This is a genomic window from Limihaloglobus sulfuriphilus, assembly GCF_001999965.1.
GTDB lineage: Bacteria > Planctomycetota > Phycisphaerae > Sedimentisphaerales > Sedimentisphaeraceae > Limihaloglobus > Limihaloglobus sulfuriphilus.
In genome coordinates, this window is record NZ_CP019646.1 from 3,579,626 (window position 1) to 3,592,836 (window position 13,211).

Consider the following 13,211-nt stretch of genomic DNA (forward strand, 5'->3'; position numbering starts at 1 on the left):
TTCATTAAATTTGGGACATATTATATGCTTTTTAGCGTTTTTGGCTAAGAATTTTTCTCAAAATACTGATAAGAGTCTCCGGCTCCATCGCGGCAGGCTTAAATTCAAGATGAATTGTGTAGGGGTCGATTATCTTTACCTTTGCTGAAGTTCTGGCAAAGAGTCCGCCCGAATCGGATACCGTTCTTGGATTATTACGCGGAAAAGTGAACACAACGCTGTTTCCTGAAAGTGTTATGCTCTTTATTTGCCACTTCGAGGCCAGCAGCCTTATCTGGGCGGTGTCAATTATCCTTCTAACCTGAACCGGAACGGGGCCGTAAATGTCCTTGAGCTGCTCGTGAAGCCTTGTAAGGTCTTCTGTTTCAGGGCTTTCAGCGATTTTACGGTATATTTCCATCCTCTGGGCATCTGAGGGGATATAGCTTCTGGGTATGTAGTCGGGCATTCCGAGATTGACTGCCGCCATCGGTGATGTTATTACAGGTTCTCCTTTTAGCTGTTTGACCGCATTGCTCAACAGCCTGCTGTAAAGCTCAAAGCCAACGGTGTTTATGTGCCCTGACTGCTCGGGGCCAAGTATGTTGCCCGCGCCGCGTATTTCCAAATCGCGAAGCGCTATCTTGAATCCAGCTCCCAGATGTGAGTATTCCTCTATCGCCTTGAGCCGGCGGGCGGCAACCGGACGGATTGGCCGCTCCGGCGGTATTAGGAGGTGGGCGTACGCCTTGTTGCGGTATCTGCCGACACGCCCCCGGAGCTGATGGAGCTGGGCGAGGCCGAATCTGTCGGAATTGTTGATGATTATCGTGTTGGCGTTGGGGATATCCAGCCCGGATTCTATGATTGTCGTGCTTACAAGTATGTCGGCCTTACCCAGCACGAACTTTGTCATTGCCTTTTCGAGCTTGCTCTTTGGCATCTGTCCGTGAGCGATTTCAACTGAAGCGTTCGGCACAAGCCGGCATATCCGGTTGGCGTATTTTTCGATATCTTTTACCCTGTTATGAAGAAAATACACCTGGCCCTCTCTGCTCAGTTCCCGCAGAAGTGCCTTTTTTACCGCCTCATCGCTGTACCGTTCCACCACGGTCGTAATGCTTCTGCGGTCGAGCGGTGGTGTCTGCAGCGAGCTGATATCCCGCAGGCCGATAAGCGACATATGCAGCGTACGCGGTATTGGCGTGGCAGTCATCGTAAGTATATCAACGTTTGCCCGCAGCATTTTGAGCTTTTCCTTGTGGGCGACGCCGAATCGCTGCTCCTCATCGATTATAATCAGCCCGAGGTTTGAAAATGTGATGTCCTTGCTCAAAATCCGGTGAGTGCCGATGAGAATGTCGAGCTGTCCGCGGGCAGTTTCGTTTATGATTCTCCGTTTTTCAAGAGGTGTGGTAAACCTGTTCAAAACACCTATTGATACCGGATAGTCCGCGAACCTCTGGGCAAAGGTGCGCCCGTGCTGGGCACAAAGCACAGTTGTCGGCACAAGCAGGGCTACCTGCATTCCGGATTGAACCGCCTTAAACGCCGCACGCATTGCCAGTTCGGTCTTGCCGTAGCCTACGTCGCCGCACAAAAGCCTGTCCATCGGCCTCTCGGTTATCATGTCCTCTTTTATCTGATGAATGGCGGTTATCTGGTCTGCGGTTTCCTGGTATGGAAAGGTCTCCTCGAATTCAAGCTGCCAGTCGTTATCAGGGTCGAATCTGATGCCGCTGTTGCCCTGTCGCTTTGCCTGTAATTCAAGAAGCTCCGCCGCCATATCTTTGAGCGAATCGGAAACGTTCTGTTTCTGGTTTTCCCATTTGCGGGTACCGATTTTGCTCAGCTTTGGCTCGGCTCCGGCAGCCCCGATATATTTATGTACAAGCGAAATGTGTTTTACCGGCACGTGAATTGTAACTTCGTCGGCGAATTTCAGTGTCAGAAATTCAGATTTGCCGCCGCCGGAATCCATCTCGGTTATCCCCATGTACCTGCCGATGCCGTAGCTCAAATGCACAACCAGGTCGAGAGGTTTCAAATCCAGCGGGCTTTCAACCGGGATTCCCTGATGCGATGCCCTTATTCGCCGTCTCAGCGAGTACTGGCCGAAAACCTCATGATGGGCGATGAATATTTTCGGCATCTCCGGCAGAATAAATCCCGCAGAGATATCTCCGACACGAAGAGCGAAATTTTTCGGTAAAACCAGCTTTTGTTCGGTGAATATCTCGCTGACACGTTTTCTCTCCGCCTCGTTGCGGCAGAAAAACTCAATATCTGTTCCTTCGCCGGCTCTCTTGTAAAGCGATTGCAGGGTGTCCTTGTGTCCGGAGAAGAAATCCTTCGAGTCGGTCTTGTATTCCTGTACCGATTCAACATTTAGGCGTATCGATTTTGGGGCTCCGGAACCGAAGCTGCTTAGATGAACGGTGTCGAAGCCGTTTAGTTTTTCTGCGATCTGCCGCCAGGAAAAGAGCTCAACGCCGCTGAGCCGTGAACAGAAAAGCTCTGCCACTTCCTGCACCGAAGCGGGTTCCTGGAGTATTATTATTGTATCCCGAGCCAGCAGCTCGAGCATCTGTATCGATTTTGCCAGGCTGGTTGAAGGGGTTGGCGGGGTTATGCTCACAGCGGCGACATCTCCCCCGGAGAGCTGTGTGTCAAGGTCAAAGGGGCGGATGCTTTCGATAACATCGCCGAAGAATTCTATCCTGACAGGCGGAGAATCAATCCCCGCAGTTTTCGGGCCGCCGCCCTTGAGCTGGGTATTCGAGCAGAAAATATCTATTATACCGCCGCGATGGGCAAACTGGCCGGGAATATCGACACGGTCAATGCTTTCAAATCCGCTGTCCGTAAGCCATTCAATGATCAGCTCAAACTCAATGCTCTGGCCGACGGAAAGATTCAAAGAAGATTTTTTCAGACTCTCCGGAGAGGGCAGCGGCTGACAAAGCGCCTGCACGGGCGTGAATATAGCCGGTTTATCTTTGCCGCCTGATTTGAGCTCATCAAGTTTGAGGGCGATGGAAATCCGCTCTGATCCGGTTTCGTCGGCTGACTCGGTTAGATCCGGCTCAGATTCCCATGCGGGAAAATATATTCCGCTGCGGCCGGTAAGTGCGGGCATATCTTCGCAGAGATTCTCCGATGTTTCGATGTGAGGGCTGATAATACATACCGCACGTTTGGTGCTTGTATTTAAAATGTCAGCAAGAAGCGAAGGAAACGAACCCCATGATCCCTCCGCAAAAAAAAGCTCAGGCTTTTCACCCTGTTTTTTCAGTGAGCGGCAGAGCTTGTTAATAGATTTTAGTCTGCCATAGTTCAATTTAGATATCGTTGTTCCTAAATGAGTTTCACTTTTCTGCCGCCGGGCTCAATCGTGCCGATACGGTAAACTCTTTGTCCTTGAGCGGCTAACTTTTTACTGATATTTTCAGCTTCATCTGCATCAACAGCCATAACATAGCCGATTCCCATGTTAAAGACCCTGAACATCTCCCTCTCTTCAACGGGGCCGAGTTTTTCAAGCCATTTAAATATCTCCGGCACGTCCCAGCTGCCGCGATCGATTACCGCGTCGCAGTTCTCCGGCAGTACGCGGGGGATGTTGCCCACCAGGCCGCCGCCGGTTATGTGTGCCATCGCATGTATGGGGCATTTGTCGGGATACTGTTCAAGCAGTTTCACTATCGGTTGGACGTATATCCGTGTCGGCTCAAGCAGGGCGCTGCCAAGGGTTTTGCCGCCCAGCTCGCTGACAGTGTCCTTGATGCCGAGTTGTGCCTTTTCAAAGCATATCTTGCGGACAAGCGAAAATCCGTTTGAATGGATTCCGCTCGAAGCCAGCCCCAGCAAAACATCTCCCGGTCTGGCGGCGTCGCCCTTTATTATCCTGTCCCGCTCGACCACGCCGACGGCGAAGCCTGCCATATCAAATTCATTTTTCGAGTAGAGATCCGGCATCTCCGCCGTTTCACCGCCGATAAGTGCGCAGCCGGCTTCTTCACATGCCTTTGCTATGCCTGAGACCATCTCTGCCACACGTTCGGGGTCCAGCTTGTCAACCGCCAGATAATCGAGGAAAAACAGCGGCTCGGCTCCCATGACTATCATATCGTTGACGCTCATTGCCACCAGGTCTGTGCCGACTGTGTCAAATTTCTGCATCTCTTTGGCAAGTATAACCTTTGTCCCGACCCCGTCAGTGCAGGAGACCAGAACCGGATTTTTATAATTTTTTTTGAAATCTGGAGAGTTTTCCAGGCTGAAAAGCCCTGCGAATCCGCCGTGCAGATTTATTACCCGAGGCGAGTGAGTCCTGGCGACGGAATCCTTTATCCGTTCAACCATTCTGTCGTTAGCGTCGATGCTTACGCCGGATTGTTCATAGCTGAGGTACTCACTCATTCTCAATCTCCAGGTCTTCAAAGAGGTTTCTCTGGTAGCGTTCCATGGAGTATTTTCCGCCCTGGCTGTAGGTGGGCACCTTGTAGTTTCCGTCCCAGCATGCCGTGCAGAATGATTTTGCCGGCTGATCCATGCATCCAACCATACCCTCAAGCGAGATATACCCCAAAGAGTCAGCTCCGAGGAAGCCTCTCAGCTCTTCGATATTCATTTTGTTGGCTATAAGCTCGTCTTTTGTTGGAAAATCAACACCGTAGAAACACGGGAATTTAACCGGCGGGCAGCAGATTCGGATATGCACCTCTTTGGCGCCGTTTTCGCGAAGGCTTTGAATTTTGCCCTTTGTGGTATTGCCCCTGACGATAGAGTCATCAACCACCACAACCCGTTTGCCGTCAACCACTTCTCTGACAATGGCGAGCTTGAGTTTGATTGCCTGCTTCCGCAGTTCATCCGAAGGCGCTATAAACGAGCGGCCGACATAGTGGCTCCGCACAAATCCCATTTCAAAGGGTATTGAGCTCTCGTGAGAAAACCCTATTGCCGCGGCTGTGCCCGAATCGGGTATCGGGATCACAACATCGGCCTCTGCCGGATGTTCTTTGGCGAGCTGCCGGCCCATTTTTTTGCGGGAGATGTAAACATTCTCGCCGAATATCTTGCTGTTCTGCCTGGCAAAGTAAACATTCTCAAAGATGCACTGGGCCAGTTCCGGTTTCTTCTCGGCAAATCGTCTGCTGGAAATCCCGTTTTCGTCAATACTTACGATTTCTCCGGGTTCAACATCCCTGACAAATTCCGCCTCGATCGCTTCAAATGCGCAGCTCTCGCTGGCGACGCAGTACCTGCCCGACTTCGTTTTGCCGATTGACAGAGGCCGTATGCCGTAGGGGTCGCGGGCGGCTTCGATCCGGTCGGTGAACATCATAAGGACGCAGAAAGCGCCTTGAAGATGGCCCAGAACATGGGCTATTGGGTCGGGCTTGATGACATGCGTTGGTTTGGCAAGCAGGTGTATGATGGTTTCCGTGTCATTGGTGGATTTAAAAATGCTGCCGTACGCCTCGTATTCATCTCTTAACAGAGACGCGTTGGTGAGGTTGCCGTTATGGGCTATGGCAATGCTGCCCTGGGAGTATTCAGCTATCTGCGGCTGGGCGTTGTGGATACTGCTTGAGCCGGAGGTTGAGTATCTTACATGACCGATGGCGCCTTTGCAGTTTCTCGTCAGCCGCGGCAGGACGTCGCGTGTCGGGCGGAATACCCTGCCGACAGTTCCCATGCCGGTAAAACCGTTGATTTCTTCACCGGTTGTCGAGGCGATCCCGGCAGATTCCTGGCCGCGATGCTGAAGGCTGAAAAGCCCCAGATAAGTTTTGTTTACGCTTTCAGGGCCGTCCCAGATCCCGAAAACACCGCATTCTTCTTTGATATTTGACATTTAGTATTCTTAAAAAATTGGTTGATGATTATGAAAAAAGTCAATATACAGCGATAAGGGGTGAAAGTCAACTCTGTTGAGCTCTTTATGATCCAAAAATACAATATTATTTTAATGCCTGCTGCCCCTGCCTGTTCCGTATTCCCTTTTGACGAATGCCTGACAGCAACCCTTGCCGGCTTTTACGCGTAAATACTTTTAAAAAAGTATCTTACAAACAAAATACGCCATGGAATCAAAATTCCCTGAATTTCACAGTTGTTACCGCTAATTTCGTACGCTATAATAAATTACGTATCAGAGAATTCAGGTTGAAATTTGCTCGCCTTATTACTTCCGATTCCAGCCTGGTGAACAAAAAGCGGACTCGTCGGACTTGGTCTTTTGGATTAAATTGAAACATTATTGCCGGCAAACAGAGGAGCCGCCGTGCTCTCCGTGGTGAAAAAGAATTGAAACCACAGAGAGCACAGAGAAAGACAACATAGTATGGCAACTAAATAATAATTAAAATATTCTCCGTGTCCTCCGTGCCCTCCGTGGTGAATTAAAAAGAATTTGAAACCACAGAGACCACAGAGATCGCAGAGAAAACAACAAAGTATGACAACTAAATAAAAATTAAAATATTCTCCGTGTCCTGATATGGAACGACCTTTGTCAATAGTTTTAATGAGATTATATTTACTTTTTTTTAAATTTTACATATCTTATTTTAATGACGCATGATAGCGTGGGATTCTTCGACGTTGATTCAGTCTGATATACGTGGATTAGCTTTTGGCCAGAGCCGACATTGAAATACTCCGTCGCAAACCTTGCTTTCTACGGGCATGAGTCAGACTTACCGATAAGGCATATCTGTCATATAGGACAATCGCAAGTGGTTTTTTCGTACCCACGCCACCATTTGTCATGTTTTTCTGTATTAAATTTTAAATGTTTTTTTCCCAGGGTGATAAAAAGTATATGAACTAAACTTTCTGCGGCTGAGCCTGTTTTCTTGCGTAATACTGGGTTGCTGTGAACCATATGAACCCGGCCAGCTCTCTGGCAACTGCGATGTTGGCCTTTACCAGAATCTTGCCCCTGGCCCGAAGGTACCTGTGCCGGTAACTCAAACGCTGCCCGGCCCTGTCAGCTATTTCTATTCCCCATTGCGGCCGGCTCTCTCTACGTTTTTTAAGGGCCTTAGATGGAACATATCGATGCCGGTAGTGGTGGGCAGTTTCATTGAGCAGCCGCCTTACCCGCTTATTGCCGGCCTTGGTTATCGGGCCTTTTTTTTCTGATTCTCCACTGGAGTCCTCTTTAGGGGTTAAACCGAGGTATGACATAAAAGCCGGGGCTGATTCAAAACGGGCAAAATCAAAAATTTCCACCAGAATGGATATTGCCGTGATGGTCTTGATGCCGTGAAAACAACTCAAAATACCTACCATTTCGCGGTAGTCATCCGTTTCTGCCAGCGCCTCAACACGCCGATCACACCTGTCGAGCCTTTCACAACAGTTTATGTACTGGGCGAAATATGCCTCAAAGACTTCATTCAGGGCGGGCTCTTCGAAGTTTATACCACGCAGCCAGGTTATATGCTTATCTGTCCAGTGATTGCCCTGATGGTAAATATAGCTATGACGATTGAGAAACTTGAGTATGTGATGTTGTGCTCTCTGGACATCCTTTCGGGCTGTCTCACGAAGACGCACCAGCTCTCTATCTGCCTCCTGTTTCTCATTGGGAGCGTGAACCTCGGTCAACAGGCCCGCACTGTAGTACTCCTGAAGCTTCTTTGCGTCCCTGCGGTCTGTTTTTATACGAACTCCGGGTTTTACCGGTACCAGAGATGGGGCGATTACCGCACATTTAAAGCCCAGAGCCTCAATCCTGCGCTTGAGAGAAAAGCCGCAAACGCCGGCTTCATAGCAGAATTCAACCGGCCCAGGTGCCTGACGGGCTATCTTTTTTACTGCCCGTTTAATATCAGAGGGCGTATTTTTGATTGTAAATTCAACAACATTATCCCGATCAGGGTATTTTATGGCAGCTTTATGTTGTTTTTTGTGTGTATCCATTCCTACATATGTTATAATATTGTTCATAACGACCGGTACCTTTCGTATTGTATGCGGCTCTGTTGCCACAGTGTAATAACCCGCGATTGGCAGGTGCTACGTACACCTTATCGCATAAACCGTAATTATCCGGCTTATGACGAGATTTGCAACCGTTGGGGCCGGTCGTTCCATATTTTCTCCGTGGTGAATAAAAAAGAATTTAAAACCACAGAGACCACAGAGATCGCAGAGAAAACAACAAAGTATGGCAACTAAATAAAGATTAAAATATTCTCCGTGTCCTCCGTGGTGAATAAAAAAGAATTTAAAACCACAGAGACCACAGAGATCACAGAGAACGCAGAGAAAGACAACAAAGTATGGCAACTAAATAAAGATTAAAATATTCTCCGTGTCCTCCGTGTCCTCCGTGGTGAATTAAAAGACTTAACCACAGAGTAGACAGAGAGTAAAGAGAAATAAAAATAAAAAACCTTGTATTTCACTACGCGGCAGATTAAAGTATAAATATTGAAATTATGAGTAAACAAGCAGAAACTTTAACAAGAGGTACTAATATGAAAAGCTCCTACCTTATAACAGCCCTGACCCTTGTATTGACAGCCGCATGCTTTGCCAACTCCTCGCCGACTGTTACCAGTGTTTCTGCGAGGCAGCGGACTGACGGCAGCGGGATCGTGGACATCTGGTACACCCTCAGCGACGCGGATAGTGACCGGTGCGGCATCAGTATTTCCGTAAGTGACGACCAAGGAACCACATGGGATGTTTCCGCAAGCTCATTTAAGGGTGATTTAGGAGAAGATATTTACCCAGGCCGCCGTCACATTATCTGGTACTCAAAGTCCGACCTCCCCGGCGAGTACGGCACAAACTACAGGATAAAGGTGATGGCTCTAAGAAAAGATGTATTAATTAATGGAAATCAGATAAACGAATTAGAACCGTATAATAAGGCTTGGTATGTTGATTTTCAAGGCTGGGTTCCAGGCGAATATTGGTTTATAAATAATGAAGGTTTAAATGTTGTAGGAAGTGGAGATTATATTCCTGCGATTACCACAGTTTACACTGATTTCTCAACCCTTTGGGTGAAAGTGAAGATGAGAATGGAACATTACAGTGAGGGTGGAATAATTATTACTGATAATCCTATCGGATCACAACCACTTTTTAATTACCTGTCAGTTTGCTGTCGTCCAATATGGACAGATATATTTGTTAATTATGTAAAAAACGGAGAACAATTTCATGAACAAATTTGTGAAGGTTGCATATACCCATGGACCTGGTTTGATATTTCTATTAAAATAGCGGACAATCATCTCAAAGTAAAGATTAACGAATTAGAAGAAAAAGAAATCACATTTAAAGATTTAAGTTTTGATGAAAATTACAAACTCACAATTTTTGGCAAAAAAGATTGGCTTTCTGGAATTTCAGACATCACTTTCAATAAACTTATTGTTTACTCAGCTCTTGAATCAGTTGGTTGCGGAGTTTCAAATGTCTTTAATGTAAACAACCGGGATTCAATTACAGTAAATGCCGTGAACAACTGGGACGGCACGGTAACGGTTACCTGGACTGATCGGGGGGGTGTCCGCCTTATCCGACAGGAAGTCGGTAATACTTCAAATGAAACCGGCTGGTCGGTTAATGGGGGTTACTTCAAGGATACTCTCCAGCCCTCCGGGTTCAAGAAAAAGTATGTCTATATTATCAGAAACCTGAGCGGAACGGAGCTCGGACGCAGCGGCGAAGTCATGCCGGACATTGTTGTCGTTTTGATTCGGGGTTATGATCCCAATCCTATAGGTGATGGAATTAGCGATAAATATTGGACATCTGATAGTGGAGAGCAAAACAAAGGATTGGTTGCAAATGTTCACAGCTGGTTTGAAGAAAGCGAGAGAAATATCACATGTTGGGATGCCAGTACAATGTTAAGTGGAGAAAAAAATGTTGAATGGAACTGCGAAGTACTTGACGACTTCATCTCTCAAAATAGAACAGGCGATTATGAAAATGCGAAAGTTAATTTAATTGGCCATAGTATGGGTGGTTTGATTTCAAGGCGATATGCTTATGAACAGGATGCATATATTCAAAATGTTATTTGTATTCAGACTCCGCATACAGGTTCACCTCTGGCAGACATTGCTGGCTGGTTTGCAGGTGAGGCAGGGGAAAATTTAAAACCCAGTTTTTTAAAGACATTCAATGATGATTACCCCCTTGACAAAACGACACTGTACTCATTCTATAGCGATAATTATACAGATGTCTTAGGCAAATTTTTATATAGAAAAGCAAACTCACATATTACATCTTCCCCTCAATTCACACAATATGACGAGCAAAGTGACGGTGCGGTGCCCTTGCTTTCCGGTTATGGCTGGATTTATAAAAAAGACACATATGGTGATCCCAATTATGGCACTTATGTTGAACAATGGTTACCACTAATAGCCGTAGGTCCAATGAAAGATACTTGCAATAATGGATTTGATCATTCTACAGGTTACCGACACCCAGACACATTAAATAAAATCATGGAATGGCTGGGTTATCCGCAGGCAGACAAATTTTATTTTCAAAAGATGAAAATACAGGGCTTGGAACAAAGCGATCCAGAAAATTTGCCTCTATATTTCATCAATGGTTTTACAGGTCAGTTTCACAACGCTCAGCCAGTATCAAACACGGTTAAAATTGGCACCTCAAGCAACGCATATTTCCGTGCAATAGTCACTGATCCTAATGCTGTATTCACATTAATTGATCCGGATTCGGAAGTGATTGACCCTGTAACTGCTGATTCGGATCCCAATATCATCTATGATCAAGAAAACGGTATTATGGCTTATGAGATTGTTAATCCGAACACAGGGACATGGACACTGAGCCTAACCACTCTTATGACAGAACTTAACAGCGTAGAATACGGTTTGACAGTATTTGAAGACCAGTTTGTCGCATTTTCAGTAACAGGAGAAAAGGATTGGGCAAATAGTGGACAGGCCATGTTTTTAATGGCAGAAATAGCGGATAACGCTGGAGCTGTAACCGGGGCAGCCGTTAACGCTGATATAGTTCTGCCTGATGATACTGTAGAGAGCATTACATTTGTTGATGACGGGACTGGCGGTGATGCTGTTTCGGGTGATGGGATTTCCAGTTACACATTTACGACAACTGAGATCAGCGGTAAATATAATGTCCGGGCTTATGCAAGCGGTACAACGGCTTCGTCTGACAGTTTTGAACGATCTGCTGTTGCTACATTTACCGTTTCTCAAGCTGACATTGCTGTTTCAGGTTCCATATCAGAAGAAGGGGTTGATACCAACCAGAACGCGTTTTATGATCTCTTGCGGTTTACAGTACCGGTTCAGGTCTCACTTGACGGGGCTTACAGACTGACAGCATCCCTGCTCGATTCAAATTCTGAAACAGTCAGTCTGGTCAATTCAGGCACGCTCCGATTGACGAGTGAATCAGGTTCGATAACCGTTGATGTCCCGGCCGAAGATATCGTAAATAACGGCGCTGCCGGTCCATATATCCTCCACGGAATAAAGATATCTGACGGAGATTCAGGGCTGACTATTGCTGCTGCTGAGAATTATACAACGGCCGGATATCTGATTTCTGATTTTGAGCCAAAGGATACTGACAAGGACGGTCTGCCGGATGTTTTAGAGCTATCTATCGGAACGCTTATTGATAACCCTGATACTGACGGTGACGGCGTAACGGATTATGAGGAGATTGCCTATGGCGGAGACCCGACCAGATACGATCCGCTGACCGATTCTAATCCTTTTGAGGCCGTTACAGACGGCGACGGCATGACAGACGGCTACGAAATAAAATATGGTTTGAATCCGCTGATTGATGACACTCTGCTGGATCTCGATGGCGACGGGCTGAGTAATATTTACGAGTATGAAAATCAACTTCGTCCAGACAAAATTGATACTGACGATGACGGCAGAAACGATAAGTGGGAAATTGACAACGGCCGTGATCCTCTTGTTTATGATGAATATCCGAGAAATGATGCGGACATAGACCTCAACGCGGTTATCAATCGGCTTGATCTGTTGATTCTATGCAGCCAGTGGATGGATGCCCCCGGTACTCCATCGGCAGATATCGCACCTCACGGCGGTGACGGTATTGTTAATTTCCTCGATTTTGCCGTCCTTTCCGGTTCGTGGTTAAGTGAGGTAATCGCACCTCAAGAGTTGAGCGAAGATTTTGAAAGCGAAGATTTTGAAAGCGGAGATTTCAGCGCCAATCCATAGCAGCTCAGCGGAAATGCCTACTGGTCAGTGGTATCCGATACTGTATATGAAGGCTCGTATGCCGCAAAGTCGGGCTCTATCAGCCACAGTCAGACGACAATACTGGAAATTACTCTGGATACGGAGTTTGAAAATATCAGCTTCTATTGTAAAGTTTCCAGTGAGTCCGGATGGGACTTTCTGAGGTTTTATATAGACGGTGCATAACAGGACAAGCGGTCCGGCACAGCAGACTGGACGCAGCAGACATATTCTATCACACCGGGTGAGCATACGTTTAAATGGTCTTACACAAAGGACGGCTCTGTCAGCAGCGGCTCAGACTGCTGCTGGATTGACAGTGTGCGAATTTACAGTGAACAGTAAACGATCTACGCCACATGTTTAAAATCTGCCCCTGCATTCTTTGATTTTCTTTAGAGTGCGGGGGCAAGCGTCATCGCGATGCCGCTTTGTAACCTTGAAGGCTGCTTCTTATAGATTCAAAAAACACGGGAAAACAAACTAAAGTTTGAATTCTAACTAAAATCGCCTCTCACCTCGCTTCGCCTGTTGTTCCGTGTTCTCCAGGGGAAAATATCACACACCACGCCGGGGGATTTAAAATTCTATGGTTGAATTCCGCTCTCTGCTGTGCTATAATGAGTGGGAAATAACAGCCGAGCGTGATGTTGTTATATTAGATTAGTTATTGTTTTATATGGAGTTATGAGAATGACAGAGAACCACCTTATCCTCGCAGTACACATTACTGAACGCCTTAAACACGCGGTAGAGATACAGAATGTCCTGACAAAGTTCGGTGATGTCATAAAAACCCGTATCGGGCTGCACGAAGTTGACGGGCAGTTGTCTTCGCCAAACGGCGTTTTGCTGCTTGAATGTACCGGGGACGAAGAGAAATATTCCGCTCTTTGCGATGCGCTTCAGGCTGTTACCGGTGTGGAGATCAAAAAGATAGTTTTCTCCCATTAATTC

The 13,211-nt window shown here is 46.8% G+C and carries 7 protein-coding genes; 2 read left to right on the forward strand and 5 right to left on the reverse strand.

Going from position 1 to position 13,211, the window contains the following annotated elements:
- Positions 1-31: 31 nt before the first annotated feature.
- The 5 genes from mfd to SMSP2_RS14930 form a co-directional block, all read right to left on the reverse strand.
- Positions 32-3,319, reverse strand: coding sequence for a transcription-repair coupling factor (gene mfd / locus SMSP2_RS13740; RefSeq protein ID WP_146684604.1), 3,288 nt, complete (start codon positions 3,317-3,319; stop codon positions 32-34).
- A 17-nt stretch (positions 3,320-3,336) separates the two neighbouring features.
- The gene (purM, locus tag SMSP2_RS13745) at positions 3,337-4,401 is read right to left on the reverse strand and encodes a phosphoribosylformylglycinamidine cyclo-ligase (RefSeq protein ID WP_146684605.1); all 1,065 of its coding nucleotides are present in this window, start codon (positions 4,399-4,401) and stop codon (positions 3,337-3,339) included.
- Entirely contained in the window at positions 4,394-5,842 is a 1,449-nt protein-coding gene (gene purF / locus SMSP2_RS13750; RefSeq protein WP_146684606.1) for an amidophosphoribosyltransferase, read from the reverse strand. The genes purM and purF overlap by 8 nt, the downstream gene beginning before the upstream one ends.
- Positions 5,843-6,816: 974 nt before the next feature.
- Positions 6,817-7,944: an IS110 family RNA-guided transposase gene (locus SMSP2_RS13755; protein WP_146683483.1), complete on the reverse strand. Its 1,128-nt coding sequence runs from the start codon at positions 7,942-7,944 to the stop codon at positions 6,817-6,819.
- A gap of 544 nt (positions 7,945-8,488) precedes the next feature.
- On the reverse strand, positions 8,489-8,680 hold the full coding sequence (locus SMSP2_RS14930; protein WP_186804750.1) for a hypothetical protein: 192 nt from the start codon (positions 8,678-8,680) through the stop codon (positions 8,489-8,491).
- A gap of 130 nt (positions 8,681-8,810) precedes the next feature.
- Here SMSP2_RS14930 and SMSP2_RS13760 point away from each other — a divergent pair, with 130 nt between their 5' ends.
- Positions 8,811-12,233, forward strand: coding sequence for an alpha/beta hydrolase (locus SMSP2_RS13760; protein ID WP_186804751.1), 3,423 nt, complete (start codon positions 8,811-8,813; stop codon positions 12,231-12,233).
- Between the two features lie 714 nt (positions 12,234-12,947).
- Positions 12,948-13,208 (forward strand): hypothetical protein, encoded by a 261-nt coding sequence (locus SMSP2_RS13765; RefSeq protein ID WP_146684608.1) that lies wholly within the window; start codon positions 12,948-12,950, stop codon positions 13,206-13,208.
- Positions 13,209-13,211 lie beyond the last annotated feature (3 nt).

Excerpts from the sequence above, each read along its gene's own strand:
- purM (WP_146684605.1), bottom strand. The coding sequence starts at position 4,401 with ATGAGTGAGTACCTCAGCTATGAACAATCCGGCGTAAGCATCGACGCT.
- purF (WP_146684606.1), bottom strand. The coding sequence starts at position 5,842 with ATGTCAAATATCAAAGAAGAATGCGGTGTTTTCGGGATCTGGGACGGC.
- SMSP2_RS13755 (WP_146683483.1), bottom strand. The coding sequence starts at position 7,944 with ATGAACAATATTATAACATATGTAGGAATGGATACACACAAAAAACAA.
- SMSP2_RS13760 (WP_186804751.1), top strand. The coding sequence starts at position 8,811 with ATGGCTCTAAGAAAAGATGTATTAATTAATGGAAATCAGATAAACGAA.
- SMSP2_RS13765 (WP_146684608.1), top strand. The coding sequence starts at position 12,948 with ATGACAGAGAACCACCTTATCCTCGCAGTACACATTACTGAACGCCTT.